This window comes from Ferrovum sp. PN-J185 (genome assembly GCF_001581925.1).
Classification (GTDB): Bacteria; Pseudomonadota; Gammaproteobacteria; order Burkholderiales; family Ferrovaceae; genus PN-J185.
The window spans coordinates 79,777-100,266 of the sequence record NZ_LQZA01000002.1 but is presented as its reverse complement, the minus strand read 5'-3'; the positions used below and the strand labels follow the sequence as shown (position 1 = coordinate 100,266).

The 20,490-nt window shown below is 43.8% G+C and carries 24 protein-coding genes, 1 other RNA gene and 1 pseudogene; 13 read left to right on the top strand and 13 right to left on the bottom strand.

Features of this window, described 5'->3' with window-relative positions:
* Position 1: 1 nt before the first annotated feature.
* The 3 genes from FV185_RS05195 to FV185_RS05185 all read left to right on the top strand — a co-directional run bounded on the left by FV185_RS05195 (position 2) and on the right by FV185_RS05185 (position 1,212).
* Positions 2-592 carry a hypothetical protein gene (locus tag FV185_RS05195; protein WP_067494559.1) on the top strand — a complete coding sequence of 197 codons (591 nt, stop codon included), beginning with the start codon at positions 2-4 and terminating at the stop codon, positions 590-592.
* A gap of 91 nt (positions 593-683) precedes the next feature.
* Positions 684-932 (top strand): type II toxin-antitoxin system Phd/YefM family antitoxin, encoded by a 249-nt coding sequence (locus FV185_RS05190; RefSeq protein ID WP_067494556.1) that lies wholly within the window; start codon positions 684-686, stop codon positions 930-932.
* A complete protein-coding gene (locus tag FV185_RS05185) occupies positions 922-1,212 on the top strand; it encodes a type II toxin-antitoxin system RelE family toxin (protein WP_067494553.1) in 291 nt (96 codons plus the stop codon). Before FV185_RS05190 ends, FV185_RS05185 begins: the two co-directional genes overlap by 11 nt.
* Before the next feature lie 120 nt (positions 1,213-1,332).
* Here the strand turns inward: FV185_RS05185 and hemB are convergent, their stop codons facing one another.
* From hemB to thiD, 5 genes are all read right to left on the bottom strand, one after another.
* Positions 1,333-2,334, bottom strand: a complete 1,002-nt coding sequence (gene hemB / locus FV185_RS05180) for a porphobilinogen synthase (protein WP_067494550.1) — start codon at positions 2,332-2,334, stop codon at positions 1,333-1,335.
* Positions 2,335-2,513: 179 nt separating this feature from the next.
* Entirely contained in the window at positions 2,514-3,131 is a 618-nt protein-coding gene (gene yihA / locus FV185_RS05175; protein ID WP_067494546.1) for a ribosome biogenesis GTP-binding protein YihA/YsxC, read from the bottom strand.
* 11 nt (positions 3,132-3,142) lie between these two features.
* The gene (gene hemL, locus FV185_RS05170) at positions 3,143-4,429 is read right to left on the bottom strand and encodes a glutamate-1-semialdehyde 2,1-aminomutase (RefSeq protein ID WP_067494544.1); all 1,287 of its coding nucleotides are present in this window, start codon (positions 4,427-4,429) and stop codon (positions 3,143-3,145) included.
* Positions 4,416-5,075, bottom strand: a complete 660-nt coding sequence (gene thiE, locus FV185_RS05165; RefSeq protein ID WP_067494541.1) for a thiamine phosphate synthase — start codon at positions 5,073-5,075, stop codon at positions 4,416-4,418. The genes hemL and thiE overlap by 14 nt, the downstream gene beginning before the upstream one ends.
* Complete coding sequence (gene thiD / locus FV185_RS05160) at positions 5,062-5,892, bottom strand: bifunctional hydroxymethylpyrimidine kinase/phosphomethylpyrimidine kinase (RefSeq protein ID WP_067494538.1); 831 nt, start codon at positions 5,890-5,892, stop codon at positions 5,062-5,064. The genes thiE and thiD overlap by 14 nt, the downstream gene beginning before the upstream one ends.
* 119 nt (positions 5,893-6,011) lie before the next feature.
* Here thiD and FV185_RS05155 point away from each other — a divergent pair, with 119 nt between their 5' ends.
* Positions 6,012-6,194 (top strand): rubredoxin, encoded by a 183-nt coding sequence (locus FV185_RS05155; protein ID WP_067494534.1) that lies wholly within the window; start codon positions 6,012-6,014, stop codon positions 6,192-6,194.
* Here the strand turns inward: FV185_RS05155 and FV185_RS05150 are convergent.
* Positions 6,191-7,015, bottom strand: a complete 825-nt coding sequence (locus FV185_RS05150) for an undecaprenyl-diphosphate phosphatase (protein WP_067494530.1) — start codon at positions 7,013-7,015, stop codon at positions 6,191-6,193. The genes FV185_RS05155 and FV185_RS05150 overlap by 4 nt on opposite strands.
* A 9-nt stretch (positions 7,016-7,024) precedes the next feature.
* A complete protein-coding gene (gene thiC / locus FV185_RS05145) occupies positions 7,025-8,929 on the bottom strand; it encodes a phosphomethylpyrimidine synthase ThiC (RefSeq protein ID WP_067494527.1) in 1,905 nt (634 codons plus the stop codon).
* Positions 8,930-9,070: 141 nt separating this feature from the next.
* On the opposite strand from thiC, the gene FV185_RS05140 reads away from it, so the two are divergent.
* The gene (locus tag FV185_RS05140) at positions 9,071-9,724 is read left to right on the top strand and encodes a protein-L-isoaspartate O-methyltransferase family protein (RefSeq protein WP_067494524.1); all 654 of its coding nucleotides are present in this window, start codon (positions 9,071-9,073) and stop codon (positions 9,722-9,724) included.
* Here FV185_RS05140 and greB read toward each other — a convergent pair.
* On the bottom strand, positions 9,721-10,284 hold the full coding sequence (gene greB, locus FV185_RS05135) for a transcription elongation factor GreB (RefSeq protein ID WP_067494521.1): 564 nt from the start codon (positions 10,282-10,284) through the stop codon (positions 9,721-9,723). The two genes, FV185_RS05140 and greB, sit on opposite strands and share 4 nt — an antisense overlap.
* 305 nt (positions 10,285-10,589) lie before the next feature.
* A pseudogene (locus FV185_RS09880) lies at positions 10,590-10,739 on the bottom strand (transposase); the annotation flags it as partial.
* A 123-nt stretch (positions 10,740-10,862) separates the two neighbouring features.
* Between FV185_RS09880 and FV185_RS05130 the strand changes: the two are divergent.
* Positions 10,863-11,120 (top strand): antitoxin Xre-like helix-turn-helix domain-containing protein, encoded by a 258-nt coding sequence (locus tag FV185_RS05130; protein WP_067494518.1) that lies wholly within the window; start codon positions 10,863-10,865, stop codon positions 11,118-11,120.
* A gap of 52 nt (positions 11,121-11,172) precedes the next feature.
* Here FV185_RS05130 and waaA read toward each other — a convergent pair whose 3' ends face one another.
* Together waaA and waaC are read right to left on the bottom strand one after the other, a co-directional pair.
* A complete protein-coding gene (waaA, locus tag FV185_RS05125; RefSeq protein ID WP_067494515.1) occupies positions 11,173-12,426 on the bottom strand; it encodes a lipid IV(A) 3-deoxy-D-manno-octulosonic acid transferase in 1,254 nt (417 codons plus the stop codon).
* On the bottom strand, positions 12,423-13,367 hold the full coding sequence (gene waaC, locus FV185_RS05120; protein ID WP_067494512.1) for a lipopolysaccharide heptosyltransferase I: 945 nt from the start codon (positions 13,365-13,367) through the stop codon (positions 12,423-12,425). The genes waaA and waaC overlap by 4 nt, the downstream gene beginning before the upstream one ends.
* A gap of 103 nt (positions 13,368-13,470) precedes the next feature.
* Here waaC and FV185_RS05115 point away from each other — a divergent pair, with 103 nt between their 5' ends.
* Both FV185_RS05115 and FV185_RS05110 read left to right on the top strand, forming a co-directional pair.
* Positions 13,471-14,475, top strand: a complete 1,005-nt coding sequence (locus tag FV185_RS05115) for an NAD-dependent epimerase (RefSeq protein ID WP_067494509.1) — start codon at positions 13,471-13,473, stop codon at positions 14,473-14,475.
* Positions 14,475-15,212, top strand: a complete 738-nt coding sequence (locus FV185_RS05110; RefSeq protein WP_067494506.1) for a glycosyltransferase family 2 protein — start codon at positions 14,475-14,477, stop codon at positions 15,210-15,212. Before FV185_RS05115 ends, FV185_RS05110 begins: the two co-directional genes overlap by 1 nt.
* Here the strand turns inward: FV185_RS05110 and msbA are convergent.
* The gene (gene msbA, locus FV185_RS05105) at positions 15,202-16,959 is read right to left on the bottom strand and encodes a lipid A export permease/ATP-binding protein MsbA (protein ID WP_067495046.1); all 1,758 of its coding nucleotides are present in this window, start codon (positions 16,957-16,959) and stop codon (positions 15,202-15,204) included. The genes FV185_RS05110 and msbA overlap by 11 nt on opposite strands.
* 103 nt (positions 16,960-17,062) lie before the next feature.
* Between msbA and FV185_RS05100 the strand changes: the two genes are divergently transcribed.
* The 4 genes from FV185_RS05100 (at position 17,063) to ssrS (ending at position 18,353) form a co-directional block, all read left to right on the top strand.
* Entirely contained in the window at positions 17,063-17,644 is a 582-nt protein-coding gene (locus FV185_RS05100; RefSeq protein WP_067494503.1) for a hypothetical protein, read from the top strand.
* An 8-nt stretch (positions 17,645-17,652) separates the two neighbouring features.
* Positions 17,653-17,853, top strand: coding sequence for a hypothetical protein (locus FV185_RS05095; protein ID WP_067494500.1), 201 nt, complete (start codon positions 17,653-17,655; stop codon positions 17,851-17,853).
* Positions 17,850-18,170 carry a cell division protein ZapA gene (locus FV185_RS05090; protein WP_067494497.1) on the top strand — a complete coding sequence of 107 codons (321 nt, stop codon included), beginning with the start codon at positions 17,850-17,852 and terminating at the stop codon, positions 18,168-18,170. The genes FV185_RS05095 and FV185_RS05090 overlap by 4 nt, the downstream gene beginning before the upstream one ends.
* A 2-nt stretch (positions 18,171-18,172) precedes the next feature.
* Positions 18,173-18,353: non-coding RNA, 6S RNA (gene ssrS / locus FV185_RS05085), on the top strand.
* A 43-nt stretch (positions 18,354-18,396) separates the two neighbouring features.
* Here the strand turns inward: ssrS and FV185_RS05080 are convergent.
* Positions 18,397-19,323, bottom strand: coding sequence for a LysR family transcriptional regulator (locus tag FV185_RS05080; protein ID WP_067494494.1), 927 nt, complete (start codon positions 19,321-19,323; stop codon positions 18,397-18,399).
* A 155-nt stretch (positions 19,324-19,478) separates the two neighbouring features.
* On the opposite strand from FV185_RS05080, the gene gap reads away from it, so the two are divergent.
* Positions 19,479-20,489 carry a type I glyceraldehyde-3-phosphate dehydrogenase gene (gene gap / locus FV185_RS05075; protein ID WP_067494491.1) on the top strand — a complete coding sequence of 337 codons (1,011 nt, stop codon included), beginning with the start codon at positions 19,479-19,481 and terminating at the stop codon, positions 20,487-20,489.
* Position 20,490 lies beyond the last annotated feature (1 nt).

Here is a 20,490-nt window from a genome sequence, read left to right as displayed (position 1 = left end):
GATGGCTCAAGGAAAGCGTCAGCAGCGCGAGCACCTAGCCTATCTTGCGGCACGCCTTCTGGCCGAAGATGGATCCATTGATTTTGCTCAAGCTAAACGTAAAGCAGCGCGTCAAGCAGGCATCACCAACCCACAGTATTTGCCTGATAATCGTGAGATTGAGGAAGCGCTAAGAAGTTGGCAGAGTCTTTATCAGCAAGATGAGTTGCCGCTACGGCGTTTATATTTAAGACGTATTGCCTTAGCTGTGATGCAAGATTTTTTAGCGTTTAATCCTTACTTAGTGGGTTCCGTATTAAATGGTTATCCAGGGCCCCATTCTGATATTAATATTCATATTTTTTCAGATCAGCAAAAAGAATTTGAAATGGTGTTGCTTAATCTCGGTATTGATTTCACCAGTGAAACCAAGTCGGTGAAATTAGGAGATAGAACCTTCTTGGCAGAGCAGTATTCTTTTTATCAAGAAGGGGTAGTGATTAACTTGTTATTACTACCCGAGAACGCCGAGCGCATTAGCCCAAAAGCCCCAGATAAACGCGCTCTTGAGCGAGCGCGTATTAATCAATTAAAAGAGCTTATTGATAAATAAAAGGCTTAATAAACCTTATTTAGTATATTGTAGAGTGTTTTTAAAAGCACTATTAAAAGATCTTTATAAAATGTGATATGAAAGAGGTAATATGGCACACACCATTTTGTCTACTATTTCTGCTAGTGTTACCGAGCTTAAGAAAAACCCAATGGATACAGTTGCTGCTGGTGAAGGGTTTCCTGTAGCTATCTTAAATCGTAATGAGCCCGTCTTTTACTGTATTCCTGCCAAGGCTTATGAAGAGTTAATGGAACATCTTGAAGACCTCGAGCTGAATGCAATTGCTAACGCTCGCCGTGGTCAAAAAACAATACGAGTCAATATGGATGACTTATAAATTAGACTTTTATGAACAAGCGTTAAAGGAATGGAGAAAGCTTGATCAATCTATTCAAGTTCAATTAAAACAGAAACTTGCAGAACGCCTTGAGTCACCAAGAGTGCCAGCATCTAAACTTAGAGACAGTAAAGATCATTATAATATCAAGCTAAGAGGCTCTGGTTATCGACTTGTTTACGAAGTTCAGGATCACATTGTTACCGTACTGGTGGTTGCAGTTGGCAAGCGTGACAAAAATGACGTTTATTCGAAGGCTGGCCAACGTTTTCTTTTTTGACACAATCAGTAAGTAACTGAGTTTACTGACTCAAATAATTATGTAAGTGGTTTTCTACAATTAATGAGCGGCATACTACCGATTGGTTTTTGCTGCGCGCCGTCAACGTTATAATCATATTTACAATGATTTTAGCATCTGCGCTGCTTCAATAGCAAAATAGGTCAGCACTCCATCTGCTCCTGCTCGTTTAAAGCACAGAAGTGACTCTAGGATGCATTTTTTATCTAGCCATCCCGCGTTGATTGCCCCTTGTAACATGGCGTACTCACCACTTACTTGATAGGCAAAAGTAGGGACTTTAAAGGTATCTTTGACACGATGAACGATATCAAGATAAGGTAGCCCTGGTTTTACCATGACCATATCTGCCCCTTCCTCTAAATCAAGTCCCACTTCCCATAGGGCTTCATTGCTATTGGCAGGATCCATTTGATAGGTTTCTTTACTCCCTTTACCCAATTGCTTAGCTGAGCCTACCGCATCTCTAAATGGACCGTAAAAGCTGGAAGCGTATTTGGCGGAATAGGCCATAATTCTGGTATGAATATAGTTGGCACTATCTAATTCTTTGCGAATAACGCCTACCCGACCATCCATCATGTCAGAGGGAGCGACTACGTCAGCGCCAGCCTGGGCCTCTACCAAGGCTTGTTTGGCAAGGGCGTGAAGTGTTTCTTCATTCAACACATAGCCGTTGTCATTAATAATGCCATCCTGACCGTGGCTTGTGTAGGGATCAAGTGCTACGTCAGTAATTAAGCCTAATTCTGGGAAACGCTCTTTGAGAGCTCTCACCGTTCTTGGGAGCAAGCCCTCTGGGTTCCAGGCTTCTTCAGCGCCAAGAGATTTTTTATCGCTCTCGATCACTGGAAATAAGGCCAGTGCTGGGATACCTAATTCTAAACAGTGTTCAGCGGTATGACATAACTTGTCGATACTTTGTCTATGAATGCCTGGCATTGACGCCACAGCTTGCTCTTTATTGGTTCCTTCTATAACAAACACAGGATAGATTAAGTCATTGTTTGTTAATGTATTTTCCTGGACAAGACGACGTGTAAAAGAATCAAAACGGTTACGCCGTGGGCGTCGATGCGGAAATTGTCCTAATACTTGCATACTAAATCCCTTTAATTTTTAAAAATGATTGAACTTTATCATTCATTCTTGACTCTACCAATCGGTTGGTCAATTACTGTTAATTACCAACGCCTGCTCTCTCCCTATGCAGGTGCCTTATTTTTTAATATAGGCCTTTACCCCCCACCCTTCCCAATTGTGGGGGGTTTTTTTTGCTACTACTCATCTAACTCTTTAATTTGATTATCTTTTTTAAAGAAAGAATGAAGTATTTCAGTCACCTCATCAAAACCTTGCCTAGTATGACTAGAAAAAGGTACCACTTGATAAGGTAGTTTTAATGACTTTAATTCATTTTTCACTTCATGTAAGACTTTGGTTTGTCCTCCTCGACCCAATTTATCTGCTTTAGTTAATAAAATGAGCAAGGGTTTACCGGTAGGCTCAAACCATTCTAATAATTGTCGATCAAGATTAGTCAACGGATGACGGATATCCATTAAAACCACTAAAGCCTGTAAGGATTCACGATAGGTTAGATAATCGGATAACAACTTTTGCCAATGTAATTTAACTGAAAGTGGTACCTCAGCATAACCATATCCTGGTAAATCCACTAAAAAGCACTCATCTCCCAGCGAAAAGTAGTTAATATGCTGTGTTCTTCCAGGAGTTTTACTGGTAAAGGCTAGTTTTCGTTGTTGTGTTAAACAATTAATGGCACTGGATTTCCCGGCGTTGGAACGACCAGCAAAGGCTACCTCGATGATGTTGTCTTGAGGTAAGCCTTTCCACTCGTTAACGGTAATAAAAAATTTAGCTTGCTGAAAATTCACGCTTCTTATCCTTAACCTGCCAACTCACAAAACACTTTTTCAGCGGCTTCGAGTGTTTCATGGAGTTCTTGTGTGCCATGCACAGAGGAGACAAAGCCTGCTTCATAGGCAGATGGTGCCATGTATATACCTTCTTTTAACATGCCATGGAAAAAGCGTTTGAATAAGGCAATATCCGCTTTCATTACCTGTTCCAAGTTACCGGGACACTCTTTTTGAAAGTGTAGACCAAACATGCCACCCACAGAGCAGGAAGAGAGTGCAAAGCCGTAGCGTGTGCCAATTTCCGTGATGCCATCCATCACAGCCCGTGTCATATCACCTAAGCGCTCAAAAAGACCGGGCTCGCTCGCTAACTCCAAATTAATTAAACCTGCCGTCACGGCAACCGGGTTACCAGAGAGAGTACCTGCTTGGTAGACCGGACCCAGAGGTGCCAGATGCTCCATAATATCGCGGCGACCACCGAAAGCTGCTAGAGGCATACCGCCACCAATTACCTTGCCTAAGGTGGTGAGGTCAGGTTGTATACCATAAATGGATTGAGCGCCACCTAGTGCCACCCGAAAGCCTGTCATCACTTCATCAAAAATTAATACTGCCCCGTATTCTTGGGTTAATTCTCGACAGGCCTGTAAAAACTCACGTTGTGGCAGAACCATGTTCATATTGCCTGCTATGGGTTCGACGATAATTGCAGCGATCTCTTCGCCATAGCGCTGAAAACATTCTTTTAAAGCATGGGCATCGTTGTAGGGTAACACTAAGGTATGTGAGGCGAGATCAGCAGGAATACCCTTTGAATCAGGTTGCCCTAAGGTCAGCGCTCCTGAACCCGCTTTCACTAATAAGGCATCACCGTGACCATGGTAACAACCATCAAACTTGATGATGTTAGTGCGTCCGGTAAAGCCACGCGCTAGACGTATGGCACTCATGGTAGCCTCAGTTCCTGAACTGGTGAGGCGCACCATTTCAATGGAGGGGACAAGACCAATAATTCTTTCGGCAAGATCTATCTCAAGCTCAGTGGGTGCGCCAAAACTCATCCCATCTTGAGCCACACGGCAGACTGCATTAACAATATCTGGGTGGGCATGGCCGTGTAATAGGGGACCCCAGGAACAAACAAAATCAATATATTCACGGCCCTCAGCGTCCCAAAAGCGCGGCCCTTTTCCTTTTTTAAAAAAACGTGGTGTTCCTCCTACGCTACGAAAAGCGCGAACAGGAGAGTTAACGCCACCGGGAATGACGAGTTGTGCACGATTAAAAAGTTGTTCGTTAGGCGTGTTCATGCTGCTTCCTTGCTTCAATAAGTTGTTGGAATTGTTGTACTGTGCTCTCTAAGGTGGTTAAGTTGCTCAATGCCTGCACCACGGCAATGGCTGTTACTCCTGTGTTTAATATCACACTAGCATTGTCAAGATTAATACCACCAATCGCAACCGTTGGTATAGTTAATAGAGTTTGAGATTCACTAAATAAATGAAGTGGTGCCAATACGGCCTGGGGCTTAGTTTGTGAAGCAAAGACACTGCCAAAGGCCACGTAATCGGCACCCTTGTGTTGAGCCTCAACAGCTAACTCAAGACTGTTGTAGCATGAGGCGCCCACCATCAATCTGTGAGAGGGGAAGCGCTCTTGTAATTCTGTCAAAGTGAGATCACTCGCTCCTAAATGAACACCATGAGCATTGATTTCAGTAGCTAAGTCCACATGGTCATTAATGATTAAATGGCCATCATGGTGAGTAATCAGTTGATTAAGAATCTGGGCTTCATCAAGCATCTGTTGCTTGGATAGTTGTTTACGTCGATACTGAAACCATTGCACACGGTGTGCCAGTAAACATTCAGCCCATTCAATTAATTGATTGAAGCCAAAGGACTCTGGTGTGATGGCATAAAGGCCAGAGGGTGTGGCGTGCTTAATGTGTGTCACCCGCGTGTCGATCCTCTCTAGCCCAGAACAGTCGATCAGGAATGGGTTGCCCCATCCCTAAGCGAAAAGCATCTTTGAGTGTTTGCCAGGTGTACTCCTGTGCCTCAGCCACTGCCTCGGCAATATCTAACCCTTGAGCAAGTCCTGCTGCAATAGCAGAACTCAATGTACAGCCTGAGCCATGATAACTTCCTGACAAGCGCTCCCAACCATCAGCACGAATAACCCCTTCACGGCCGTAGAGCGTATTAATCACTTGTGTGGTGTGGTGATGGGTACCCGTAATCAACACATATTCACAGCCTGTAGCAAGAATCTCTTCGGCAGCCAGCGTTAAATCTTGATTGTCTTCCTCTTGATTGTCATCGGAGGTGAGTCGCAGTATTTCAAGTGTGTTGGGCGTGATGATCGTAGATTGAGGGATAATTAAATCTTTGAGAGCTGCAATCATGTCTTCAGAGGCCAACTCATCTCCACGGCCACTGGCTAATACAGGATCCAATACCAATGGAATTTCTGGGTAATCTGAGACGATTTCAGCAATAGCTGCGATATTCTCAATACTCCCTAATACGCCTAGTTTGAATACGGAAACAGGAACATCCTCTAGAATACAACGGGCTTGATCGGCCACCCATTCTGCATCGAGTGGAAAAATATCTTCCACACCCGTGGTATCTTGAATGGTGACTGCCGTTACCACAGACAAGGGATGACAGCCCATACTCGATAGCGTCATGATATCAGCTTGTAGTCCTGCTCCTCCGCTCGGGTCGGTGGCTGCAAAAACAAGTACGGCTGGTGGTGGAGTGGTCATGATACAGTTGCTCTAAAAGGCGTCCGGTTTTATGATGTTCGTTTTGCGTATTAATCCTAAGTAAAGCGGATTAATACACTTTCAGTAAAATTCATTTTAACTCAAATTTTAGGAAAAGTATGAATACAGAAGCACCTTTTAAGACCTATTTATGTTTAATTTGTGGCTACATCTACGATGAAGAGCAGGGTGATCCAGAGGAAGGGCTCGCCCCTGGAACACGTTGGGAAGACGTACCAGTTAACTGGGTATGTCCTGAATGTGGCGCTAGAAAAGAAGATTTTGAGATGATTGAAATCTAACCATTAGCCCAATCAACCCATCCTTGATAGGCACTAACAAGAATTAATAGGCCAAATATAATCCGATAGTAAGCAAATGAGGTAAAACGGTGCTGGCTCACAAAACGCAATAATGCCCGCACCGTAATAAAGGCAAAAATAAAAGAAAACACACTGCCTACAGCAAATAAAGCAATATCCTCACGATGAAATAAGTGATGGTACTTCACCACTTCATACACGGTTGCTGCAAATAAGGTTGGGATCGCCAAAAAGAAAGAAAATTCTGTGGCAGCTTCTCGAGACAAACCAAAAAACAATGCCCCCATGATGGTGGCTCCCGAGCGTGAAGTTCCTGGAATCAATGCTAGTGACTGACAAAAACCAATCTTGAGTGCTGTTTGCCAATTCATATCATCCACTGAATGAATCACAGGCTTTTCTTTTCTGGCTTCAATCCACAGAATAAAAACAGCGCCAATGATGAAAGCCAGCGCCACGGGTAAGGGTGCAAACAAAGTGGCTTTGATTTTTTTAGCGAATAATAAACCCAATATTGCAGCTGGCATAAAAGCCAACAACAAATTAAAGGTAAAACGTTGCGCTGATTTATCCTGGGGCAGACCTACTAATACTTGGCCGATTTTACGGCGATACTCCCAGCACACGGCAAGAATCGCTGCCAACTGAATAACGATTTCAAAGACTTTGCCTTTTTCATCATTAAAATTAAGCAGGCTTCCTGCTAATATTAAGTGTCCCGTTGATGAGACAGGTAAAAATTCAGTTAAGCCTTCAACTGTTCCTAATATCGCCGCTTTGACAAGTAATAACTCACTCACACCGAACCCTTATAGTTTTTTGTATAAATCAAGACCTGTTTGACTAAACTCTTGGGCTTTTTCCGCCATTCCTTGAGTAAGTGCTTGCTCTTCGCTAACGCCAACAGATTGTGCGTAATCACGTACATCTTGAGTGATTTTCATGGAGCAGAAATGCGGTCCACACATGGAGCAGAAATGAGCCAGTTTCGCTCCCTCTTGGGGTAGGGTTTCGTCATGAAATTCGCGCGCCTTGTCAGGATCAAGACCTAAATTAAATTGATCCTCCCAGCGGAATTCAAAGCGTGCTTTAGATAGAGCATTATCTCTGATTTGTGCTCCTGGATGTCCTTTGGCAAGATCTGCAGCGTGGGCGGCAATTTTGTAGGCCATAATGCCGTCTTTAACGTCATTTTTGTCTGGTAGCCCCAAATGCTCTTTAGGCGTTACATAACACAGCATGGCAGTACCAAACCAGCCAATCATGGCAGCCCCAATGGCTGAGGTAATATGATCATAGCCTGGTGCAATGTCGGTAGTAAGCGGGCCTAGTGTGTAAAAAGGCGCTTCATGGCAGAGCTTCAACTGCCAATCCATGTTCTCTTTAATTTTATGCATGGGCACATGACCCGGTCCTTCAATCATCGTTTGCACGTCATGGCGCCAGGCAACGGAGGTGAGCTCTCCCAAGGTCTCAAGTTCAGCAATTTGTGCCCGATCATTGGCATCATAAATTGAGCCTGGGCGCAGTCCGTCACCCAAAGAAAAGCTCACATCATAGGCTTTCATGATGTCGCAGATATCTTCAAAATGGGTATATAAGAAGTTTTCTTTATGGTGAGCTAAACACCATTTGGCAAGAATTGAGCCGCCACGGGAAACAATCCCTGTCATGCGTTGTGCTGTCAGGGGAATATAAGCTAAGCGCACACCGGCGTGAATAGTAAAGTAATCCACTCCCTGTTCAGCTTGTTCAATTAAGGTATCTCTAAAAATCTCCCATGTGAGCTCTTCTGCTTTACCATCCACTTTTTCAAGTGCTTGATAAATGGGTACCGTACCAATGGGTACTGGCGAGTTACGAATTATCCATTCACGGGTTTCATGAATATTTTTACCTGTGGATAGATCCATTACCGTATCGCCACCCCAACGAATAGCCCAGGTCATTTTTTCCACTTCTTCTTGAATACTAGAACCTAAAGCTGAATTACCAATGTTGGCATTGATTTTCACTAAGAAGTTTCGCCCAATAATCATGGGTTCTAATTCTGTATGGTTAATGTTGGCGGGGATAATAGCGCGTCCTCTTGCCACTTCATCACGCACAAACTCTGGGGTAATCATGGGCGGAATGGCTGCATCAAAGGAGTGCCCTGGGTGCTGCTGCGATAATAGGCGATGTATATCTTTACCTTGTTCCTTAAATTGTTCCAGCATTTCCTCACGGCGTGAATTCTCACGAATGGCAATAAACTCCATTTCAGGGGTCACGATGCCTTGGCGCGCGTAGTGCATTTGGGTCACGTTATGCCCGGATTTGGCGCGACGGGGCTCACGTTTCAATTCAAAACGAAAGCTTGCTAGTTGTGGGTCAACTAAACGCTCTTGGCCATAGGTTGAGGTGGGACCTGATAGGAGTTCTGTATCATTGCGCTCCACGATCCATTGTTCTCTAAGAGCTGATAATCCTTGGCGAATATCAATCTTCACCGTCGGGTCTGTATAGGGACCAGAGGTATCATAAACAGTAATGGCTGGATTTACTTCGTCACCCCGAAGGCTTGGTGTGGGGTGCTGAGAAATCTCACGCATCGGTACGCGAATATCAGGGCGAGAACCGGTAACATATATTTTGCGCGATGCGGGTAAGGGTTGAACCGCGTTTTCATCAACGCTGGCATTCTGCGACAAAAATGGGGGTTTTGCATTCATGGCAACAACTCCAAAAAAACATCAAATTAATTAGACTATGAGTTTACCTCGAAAACAGGTTTTCGTCCTTTAACTCGAGAGTTTCTTTTTGTTTTCCATGTTTTTGGTAGAATAGGGTTTTTAGCTTTCTGGGAGTCGTCCGTGAATACCGAACAAGCCCGCTTTAATATGGTTGAGCAGCAGATTCGTCCTTGGGATGTGCTTGACTTCACTGTTCTTGATCTTTTGTACGAAGTTAAAAGAGAAGAATTTGTTCCGGCACCCTATCGCCAGATGGCTTTCATGGACACAGAAATTCCCTTGGCTAATGGTGAGTCGATGCTGTCACCTAAATTAGAGGCACGGTTACTGCAATCCTTAGAATTGAAACCACATCACAACGTATTAGAAATTGGTACAGGTAGTGGTTACATGGCAGCACTCATGAGTCGCCTCGCAAAGTCAGTAACCACCCTTGAAATTCACCATGATCTTGCCCAACAAGCTCAAGCTAAACTAAGCCGCAGTGGATTTAATAATGTATCAGTCATTATTGGTGATGGTGCTCAAGGTTACGGTCAGGCTCTTAACTGGGATGCCATTGTTTTAAGTGGTTCAGTCCCACAATTACCTCAAAGTTTGTTAGATCAACTTGCGGTGGGTGGCGTACTGGTGGCGGTAGTAGGATTTGCCCCTGCCATGTCAGTGACGCGGGTAAAACGTGTGAGCGAAAGAGACTACCATACTGAAGTACTCTTTGAGACGGTCATTCCCGCCTTACATCATGTGGAAAAAACCTCACGTTTTGAGTTTTAATCAGGTTTGACGTAACTGACCTCAAGAATATCAATCTCGCGTCTGCCAGAGGGGCTCATAAAGCTAACCCGATCCCCTTCGCGCGCTTTAAGGAGCGCCTTGGCGATAGGAGAAATCCAACTAATTTTGCCTTGAGAGGGATTGGTTTCATCAATGCCCACAATTTGAAAGCGTTGCTCAATGCCTTGTTCATCGGCAATGAGCACATAGGCGCCAAAGAAAATCTGATCATTACCCAATTGCAATTGGGGATCGACCACCTGAGCGATTTCTAGGCGTTTAGTAATGAAACGCAATCTACGATCAATTTCCCGCAGACGGCGTTTACCGTAAATATAGTCTCCGTTTTCTGAGCGGTCACCATTGGACGCTGCCCAGGCAACGGTTTCAACTACTTTAGGGCGTTCCTCACGAATCAACCATTCCATTTCGTTTTTTAAGCGCTCAAAACCCTCTGGTGTAATGTAATTGGGACCCTTAGTAGGAAGCGTTGAGGGATTTAATTCCTCATCATCGTCATGATCGGGTTCTTTGACAAAATCTTTAATAAACTCTTTCATTGCTAAAACCCTGGATATCTTGTGGCGGATGTGTCTTTTTGGGTTAATGACCAAAGCGCAGAAGTATTGCGATCCTTGTTACTACTTACCGCGATCTCACCAACCGTATAGTGAGATTCTTTGCAAGCGCTTCGAGAGACTTCCAACCCTATCTTGATGCTTATGATCCTGCGCTGTTTCTTCTCTTTTTGAACTGCGACGTACTGACAGAACAGTCCGCGTAGATGGTATCCATAATTTTCCCTTAAAGTAATAGCTGAAAATATAGCTATTCTTACAGGTATGATCAAGGGGGGTTATACATTATTATTCCCACACCATAACTCTAATAGAACTTTCCTCTCCGCCATATTGATACTAAGAGCCAACTAAACTGATTTATTCATAACCTGCATATTGTCCCTGATCTCAATCACAATACAGTCAAGATGCACGATAGGGTAAATAGCGTCCAATGAACAAGACGGCTATTCTATAACCAATACATCCAGTGTAAAGCGATCCACGAATCAGATCGTAGGCATTGATTTCTGAAAGAATAATAGTCTAATATTATTTCCATAGAAAGGATACTGATCATGAATGCATCTGCCCGCAACCTAGCTACCAAGCTAGACTCATCTTCGGTGCTGACCAAAGCTGTGGCACGCGCCGCTGAGCGGTTGGATATCTCGCGCGCCTTGCTCGTCAAGATCCTGGGCGTCAGCCCGCCCACGGTGACCCGCCTCTACAACGGCGACTACAAGCTCGATGAGCGCCGCAAGGAATGGGAGTTCGCCTTGCTTTTCTTACGCGTGTTCCGATCGCTGGATTCCATCTTCCTTGCGGCTGCCTAGCGAAACGCTAGGTGTTGTCCCCGCCTAAGAAGGAGAATGTGCGGATAAATAGTCATATTGTGTGAGTCATATAACGTTGAATCAAGGTCAAAATCGCATCAGTTGCACCTTGATGGGTTAAGGTGAAATGTTTACCAGCCTCTCCCATTTGTGCCCGTTTGGTGGCGTCTTGCAGGAGTTCGGGGATGAGTGTGAGTAACTCCTCCACTTTGTTAAAACGCATAGCAGCTCCTGCGTCCAGCGCAAAACGCGCTGCTTCTTGAAAATTATAAGTATGCGGACCAACAACCACAGGGCAGCCCATAGCGGTGGCTTCGATTAGATTTTGTCCACCAAAGGGCAGGATACTGCCACCCATAATGGCCATGTCCGCTGCTTGATAATAGTTACCCATTTCTCCCATGCTGTCACCTAACAATACACTCACCTCATCAGGAACCGCTTCATGTTGACTGCGTTTTATAAAAGCAATATTTTTTCTGGCAAGAAGGGATGCCACCTCATTAAAGCGTTGTGGATGACGTGGGACGATGATGAGGAGTTGCTTGTCAATGGTTAAGCGTTTAAATATGGCTATGATGAGTTCCTCTTCTCCAGCTCTAGTGCTTGCTGCAAGCCACACGGGTCGATCATTAGACCAGAGGTGACGCAGGTTTTCTGTGGATGTATCCTGAACTGTTTTAGCTGCATCAAATTTAATGTTTCCTACAACTACCACTTCGTGTGCGCCTAATAACTTAAAGCGTTCAGCATCCTGTGCAGATTGCGTCGCAATCACACTTAATTGATTGAGTATCTCTTTAGTGAGTGGTTGATAACGCAAGTATTTCTCAAAAGAGCGCTGTGACAGCCGTGCATTAACAAGAAGTAATGGAATTTTCTGCTCCCGACATTGCACAATGAGCTCAGGCCAAATTTCTGTTTCTAACAAAATACCCATGTCAGGCTGAATACGTTTTAAGAAACGTTGTACTGCACCCTTGGTGTCATAGGGCAGATAGCAACGAAAGGCGAGTTGATTAAAATGATTCTCATCGGTTGCTCGTCCGGTGGGCGTCATGTGAGTGAGTACAATACTGTGTTCTGGGTAGCGCTCTTTGAGGCGTTTAACAAGAGTGAGCGCTGCTCGCGTTTCACCAACGGATACGGCATGTAACCAAATCACGGGACCTTGTTTTTTGAAGGGCACAAAACCTAAACGCTCGAGCCAATGTTGACGGTAGCGAGGATCAAGACGGCCTTTCCACCATAGCCTTAAAAAAGCCAGCGGTAAAAGACAATGAATGAGAAAACGATAGCGAATCATAAGCACAATGTCATTATAGAGCTTACCTCAGGCATCATGCCAATGCCCCCCACATTAACGGCGCGTTCACTACCATACACCCCGGTTGCTTGAGGATCGGTGTCAGTATAAATGGCGATTACTTTTTGTTTCAGTGCCACAGCCAAATGAGTGAGTCCCGTATCCACGCCCACAACAAACTCTGCCTCTTGTAATAGACTGGCAAGCTTTGTTAAAGAGGATTTAGGCAGAGCAAAAGCACCGTTAATCTCTTTGGCAATCAACTGCGCTCTGTGATGTTCTTTAGCATTACCTGAGGGCAGTAAAATTGCTAACCCTTGCATGGCTAGTTGTTGTCCTAAATCGACCCAATGCTCAATGGGCCACTCTTTACTTGCACGACTTGTGGCATGCAAAAAAACCACATAAGGTGAAAGAGGACGCTCGGAATGTAATAAAGGTGGCGCTGCAATACCATAAGCTACCTCTTTAGGTGGAGTGTAGCCAAATACCTGGGCTAATAGCTGTCGGTTACGTTCTACGGCATGCAGTTGCCAGGATACGTGGTGGGTATGTTGATAACAATAGCTTGCCAAGGGTTCACGAATACTATGCTTATCATAGCCGTGACGCCTACCTGGTAATAGTCTTGCAATAACCGCGCTTTTTATTAGCCCCTGACAATCAATTGATAGATCATAGGATGTATGACGAATATCTTGTAAGCGATGAAATAACTCGCGCCAGGTGGCAACTTGTAACCAATGATGGCGCCAACGTCTTAAGGCAATGGTTTTAACCTGTTTAACTTGATTGTGCAAAGCTGGAATTTCTTTAAACGACTCTTCCACCAACCAATCAATCTCAATCTCTGGACGATAATGAGCCAAGTCCGTTACAGCGGGCAAGGCGTGAATCACATCTCCAAGCGATGACGTTTTAATGAGTAACAATGTCGACATGTGAGCATTGTAGGACGCTCGCCTCAAACAAGCTACTTTTTCCTGTTACAAGAATTCATGGTTTGCCATTAATTGGCTTTTTTTGTCATGTTAGAATGCTTTCATGAAAATTTTACTTACAGGGGCAGCAGGGTTTATTGGCATGCATGTGGCACAGAGGTTGTTGGAACAAGGCCACACTGTTATTGGTGTTGATAATCTAAACTGCTATTACTCCGTTCAATTAAAGCGTGATCGTTTAAGTCGATTACAGGCTATTGATCATTTTCATTTTTATGAGTTAAGCGTTGAAAACCGTGAGGCAGTAGAAGCTCTTTTTAAACAATACAGCATTGACCAAGTAATCCATTTGGCCGCTCAAGCGGGCGTGCGCTATTCATTAGAAGCGCCCTATACCTATGTGGATAGTAATGTCACAGGCTTTCTCACTATTCTTGAGATGTGTCGTTTTTATTCTGTTAAACATTTACTCTTCGCGAGCTCCTCCAGTGTTTATGGTTCAAATCAGTCTATGCCCTGGCATGAGGGGCAAGGAGTGGATCATCCGTTAAGTCTTTATGCCGCCACCAAACGGGCTAACGAGGCCATGGCTCACTCTTACAGTCATTTGTTTGGTATCCCTACCACGGGATTACGTTTTTTTACGGTGTATGGCCCATGGGGGCGACCTGATATGGCCTACTTTAAATTTGTTGAGGGTATTCGCCAGGGGCAACCTATTACGGTATTTAATGAAGGGCAAATGTACCGTGATTTTACCTATGTCGATGATATTGTCCATGGACTAGTGGCTTTACTGAATTACCCTCCGCACGCCTCACCAGGTGCGGCTCTACTGAATACGGATCCCGCTAAAAGTGAGGCTCCTTGGCGTATTCTTAATATTGGCCATGAACAACCGGTGTTATTAATGGATATGATTAATACACTCGAATCCTTATTGAATAAAAAGGCTGTTATTAACTGGCAGCCTTTTCAGAAAGGGGATGTACTTTCAACTTATGCCAGTAATGCACGTTTACGGGAATTAATTGGCCCGCTCCCGCATACTGATCTACAGGAGGGGTTGGAGCGTTTTGTGAAATGGTATGTTGACTGGAGACATTAATGAGTTTATCTGTCATTATCATTGCTAAAAATGAATCTCATGCTATAGAAGATTGTCTTGAGTCAGTGTCTTTTGCTGATGAAATCATTCTAATTGATGGTGGTAGCACAGATGACACGGTAGAAAAAGCCAAAGCATTGGGGGCTACAGTGCATGTGAATAGTCATTGGCAAGGTTTCGGTTTTCAGAAAAACTTAGCACTTCATCACGCCACGAAAAACTGGGTATTATCAATTGATGCAGATGAACGGGTCACGCCTGAATTAAAAAACGCAATACAACGTGCCATGGCAGAGCATCAATTTGATGTCTATCGCTTGCCGCGCTCATCAAGTTACTGTGGCCATTTTATGCGCCATGGCGGTTGGTGGCCTGATTATGTGGTGCGCTTATTCAAACGTGGTGTGGCAGAATTTAGCGCTGATAGGGTGCATGAGCGTATAGAAACCGATAAACCAATTGGCACACTGCGCCATCCTCTCATTCATTTGACATATGAAACCCTTGAGGAAGTGATTGATAAAACCAATCACTATTCAACTCTAGGTGCGGAGATGCTTTTTGATAAGGGTCGTCGAGGAGGGCTTGGCGTGGCAAGTCTTAAAGCGTTGTGGGCATTTTTGCGTACCTATATTTTACGGGCCGGGTTTTTAGATGGAGGTTATGGATTTTTACTGGCAGTTAGTAACGCCCAAACCACTTTTTATCGCTACGCCAAACTGTGGCTTAAGCGCTAGCTAAAGACTGCATGCGCCACAGTTTGGTGTAATAACCATCTTGGGTTAATAGCTCCTGGTGTTTACCTACTTCAACAATTTTTCCTTGATTGAGTACCACAATACGATCAGCGGCTTCAATGGTGGAGAGGCGGTGAGCAATTACAACAGTGGTACGTCCTTGCATGAGGGTTTCTAATGCTGCTTGAACAAGGCGTTCGGATTCTGTATCTAAGGCTGAGGTAGCCTCATCGAGAATAAGAATGGGTGCGTTTTTAAGCAGTGCTCTGGCAATAGCCATACGTTGTCTTTGTCCACCAGACAAGCGCGCACCATTTTCTCCAACGAGTGTATCAAAACCATTGGGTAAGTTTTCAATAAACTCAAGAGCGTGAGCCGCTTTTGCAGCTTGTTTAATATTATCAAGTGACGTGCCACGTAGTGGTCCATAAGCAATGTTATTGGCAATGGTATCGTTAAATAACACCACATCTTGGCTTACCACAGCAATGTGGGCACGTAAGCTTTCTAGTGTTAAAGCGCTTAAGGGGTGACCATCAAGAAAAATAGTGCCACTTTGTGGTTGATAAAAGCGAGGAATAAGATTGGCAAGAGTGGTTTTACCACTTCCTGATTGGCCAACCAATGCCACTGTCTCGCCTGCATGAATGGTCAGTTGAATGCGATCTAAGGCTGGTTTACTTTGATTATTATATTGAAAAGTGACTTCATCAAAACGGATTTCACCACGAACATCATGAATAGCATGATTACCATCATTCATCTCAATGGGCTCATCAATCAATAAAAATACACTTTCGGCCGCAGCCAATCCGCGTTGCAAGGATTCACTGATATCTGATAAGCGCTTTAATGGAGCAAGCAACATAATCATCGCTGTGATGAAAGAGACAAATCCACCCACTGTAGTTTCATCGGCTCCTGCCTGAATGGTTGCCATCCAGACGATGATGGATATAGCAATGGCAGCAAAAAATTGCACTAAAGGAACATTAGCAGCAGAGGTAGCGGCTTGTTTGGTATTAAGGCGTCTGACGAGGTTACTTGCTTGATGAAAGCGCTCAGACTCTAATTCAGCTCCGCCGAATACTTTAATCACTTTTTGACAATTAATGGTTTCATCCACCACGGTGCTAATACCACCCATGGCATCTTGTGTGGCACGATTTACTTGTCTTAAACGGCCATTTACTCTTTTGACAAGAAAGGCAATGGGCGGGGCTGCCAGCAAAGTAATGCTGGTGAGTTTCCAGTTAAGTATGAGTAACCAACCCAGAAGACCAATCACCACGAAAGTGTCAGTGACCAAGTTGGTGATCACTGAAGTGGCGGCTGTCATCACTTGGCTGACGTCATAAATTAATTTTGAGATGAGCGTGCCTGCGGGATGCTCATCATAATAGGCGACGGGAACGTGTAATAAACGCTCAAACATTTTTGTGCGCAAGTCCATGACCACTTTATTACCCACCCAATTCATAGCAAATTTTGAGATAAAGTTAGCTACCCCACGAATGACAAATAAACCAAGTAACATAACAGGTACCCAGTGCATCCACAGGGGGTCTTTATGGACAAAGCTTTTATCAAGGAGTGGTTTTAACAGTGCCGGTAAGGAAGGTTCGGTTGCTGCAGTAATCACCATACCAACAATCGCCAAAAGAAATTGAGCGCGATAGGGATATACGTAACCCAATAATCTACGGTAGAGGCCAGTGCTTAATAGTGAAAGAACAAATTTACTCACAGTAATGGTTTTTATATTAACAATATGACCTACAGTATAACTTACCACCGACGATGTGCGAATCTGATAAGATAGTGAGCAAGTGAAAACAATGTAGGTTGCTATGAATACCGTATCACATCGATTATTAACGGCTTTGGTCTTAACCATAATGGTTGTGTTGACCCAGAGTCATCATTTTATGACGCTCTATCATTTTCCCCCTGCAGCCTTTGCTGTTATGTATTTGGGCGGATTTTTTCTGAAACGTTTGAGTTGGTTTGTTTATCTATCTTGTGTTGTTGCATTCATAGATAGCCTCACTATTAGTCTAGGTGCTGCTGCAGGAGCTTACTTTAGCTGGTCTTATCTATTTATGTTTCCAGCCTATGCACTATTGTGGTTTGCTGGTCTTTGGGCTAATCAGCAATCCAATCACGGTGTCATGAAAAGTGGTGTCATGACGCTAATTAGTTTTTTTAGTATTGCTCTAGCTGAAATGATTGCCAGTGGCAGTTTTTATTTGTTAAAAACGCCTAACCCACACAGTGTATCGGGACTTATTCAGTACTACACAACCTGGGCCTATCAATCTGTGGAGTCTTTCTTGTTTTGGGCGCTACCTATAATGACAATCTATTATGTAGTGAAAGTAGCCGCAGTGTTTATTAAAGGCGGATCCCATCAAGATCTTATGCAACGTTAGCGAGGTGTATGGATAAACATTTCGTCAATTTAGAGAAAAAAATCGAGCGTGTTGTGGCGCAGTGTGATGCGCTTCGCTCTGAAAACCTTAAATTAAGGCAAGAGTTACTCCAAAAAATTGATGAAATGAGATACCTCAGCGACAAAGTTGAGGAAGCCAAACACCGTTTACATCAACTCATGAATAAGGTAACGGAGGACAGTGAATGAGTGCTAATCGACAACGTGCCTCCGTAGTTGAATTCACTCTTTTTGATCGCTCCTATCGGTTAGCTTGTGAAGCTGATCAAAAACTTCTCCTTGAACAAGCAGCCACTGAGTTTATTCGTCGAGTTCAAGAAATCAAAGAATCTCATTCAGGAATGGGGCCTGAGAGCGCTGCAGTTATGGCTGGAATAAATTGTATGTTTGAGTTATTAGAACAACAAGCGGTCAGTTCTTGGGATGTGACTGAGGTAAAACAGAAAATAAAGTCATTAGAAACTCAACTTGAGCGTTGTTTTTACGAGCAAGATAATTTATTCTAGTATGTCCCCTGTGGAGTTTGTTACGGTTATATATTCTTTGAACCGATAATCATCTTACCCGGAGATTTGCTAAAAGAAATCTGTTGTGCGCATCCCATGGGACGTGCCTGATGATTTCGGCAGGTCACCACTCTTGAAGAGCCTGGGTTCAAGATGCTAACCGGACGGCTCGATGGGGGACTTCACTCCCGCTGCATATTATTTATATTTCTCCAGTTAATATATCTTATTCTTGTACGCCTGCTGTAGTAGGAGGGTTAAGCATAGCTGGCGCCACTTCAAAGAGAAACTGTTTGAATGCTCTTGCCACAGGAGAGTGGCGCTTATCTCTGTGATGCACTAAATGCCAATCCCTCACAATGGGGAAACCTGGCACAGGGAGAGTGACTAAGCGGTGTGTTTCTAGTTCAAGTGTTATGGTATGTTCAGATAAAAATGCGATACCCATTCCAGCAATGGCCGCTTGTTTAATGGTTTCGTTACTACTCATTTCCATTCTAGGTTTTACTACGAGCCCATGTTGAGCAAGAAAGCGTTCAAAGAGTTCACGTGTTCCTGAACCCTTTTCGCGTAACAGAAAAGGTTCCGCAGCCACACGTTCAAGTGTGAGACGTTTTGCTTCAGTGAGTGGATGGCTGGGGGGCGCCACAATTAAATGTGCATTTCTTGCAAAGGGCTGATTAATAAGATCCATGCCCTCTGGGGGTTGCCCCATGATGGCAAAATCCACTTCATTGTTCATTAATTCTTCAACAATACCAGCACGGTTATTGACTGATAATTTGAGTTGAACAGCAGGATACTGTTCGCAAAAACGAGCCAACAAATTAGGCGCAAAATATTTGGCCGTACTAATAATGGCGATATCTAATCGACCACTAACTCCTTCACGTAAACTCTCTAGCGCTTCTCGCGCTTCTTTCATTTGTTTGGCTATAATTCTAGTGTGTTCAAAGAGCTCTTTACCTGCATGGGTTAGAAAAATGCGTTTACCCATATGCTCAAATAAAGGTAAACCTGCTAAATCTTCTAATTGTTTAATTTGCATGGATACAGCGGGTTGCGTGAGGTGTAATTCTTCGCTAGCCCTTGAAAAATTAAGATGTCGGGCAACGGATTCGAAAATTTGTAGCTGACGGAAAGTGAAATGCATGAAGCGACCTCTTATGTATAAGAATATCTTATACTATTTGTATACAGCTCGTATACCATTTTATGATGACAGTTATGTAACACTTACTAAGTATCTAACAAAAATGAGCTTAAGTGGTGACAGTTTTTTAAAAAATCTCACTAGGGGGAGAAATAATGACAATTCGTATTGGTATTAATGGTTATGGCCGTATTGGACGCAATGTTCTTCGTGCATTGTATGAGTCTGGACGTAAAGATATTCAAGTGGTAGCGATTAACGACTTGGGCAACTCAGAAACGAATGCTCACTTAACCCGTTATGACACAGCCCATGGAAAATTTTCTGGGGAAGTACGCGTTGAGGGTGATTCAATTATCGTTAATGGCGATAAAATTAAAGTGTTTTCACAACGAAATCCTGCCGAAATTCCATGGGGCAGTGTGGGGGCGGATGTGGTACTTGAATGTACAGGTTTATTCACCACCAAAGAAAAAGCCTCAGCTCACTTAACAGGTGGTGCCAAGAAAGTGATTATCTCAGCACCTGGCGGAAAAGATGTGGATGCCACAGTTGTTTATGGTGTTAACCATAGTGTTCTTAACTCATCAATGACAGTGATTTCTAATGCCTCATGTACTACTAACTGTTTAGCGCCTTTAGTGAAACCATTACATGAAGCGATTGGTGTGGTCAAAGGATTGATGACCACCGTTCACTCTTACACTAACGATCAGGTATTAACAGACGTCTATCACAGTGATTTACACCGTGCTCGTTCTGCCACCATGTCAATGATCCCTACTAAAACTGGTGCCGCTGCGGCTGTTGGTCTCGTATTACCTGAATTAAATGGTAAATTAGATGGCTTTGCAGTACGTGTCCCCACCATTAATGTGTCTTTAGTTGATTTAACTTTTGAAGCAGCGCGCGCTACTACTGTGGATGAAGTAAACGCCATTATGAAAGCCGCCTCAGAGGGACCATTAAAAGGGATTTTAAATTACAACACAGCGCCTCTCGTGTCAGTGGACTTTAATCATGATCCGGCATCAAGCACCTTTGATGCTGGTTTGACAAAAGTATCAGGTGGTAATTTAGTCAAAGTATTGTCATGGTATGACAATGAGTGGGGCTTTAGTAACCGTATGTTAGATGTGACCGCTGCTTGGATGGCTGCAAAATAAC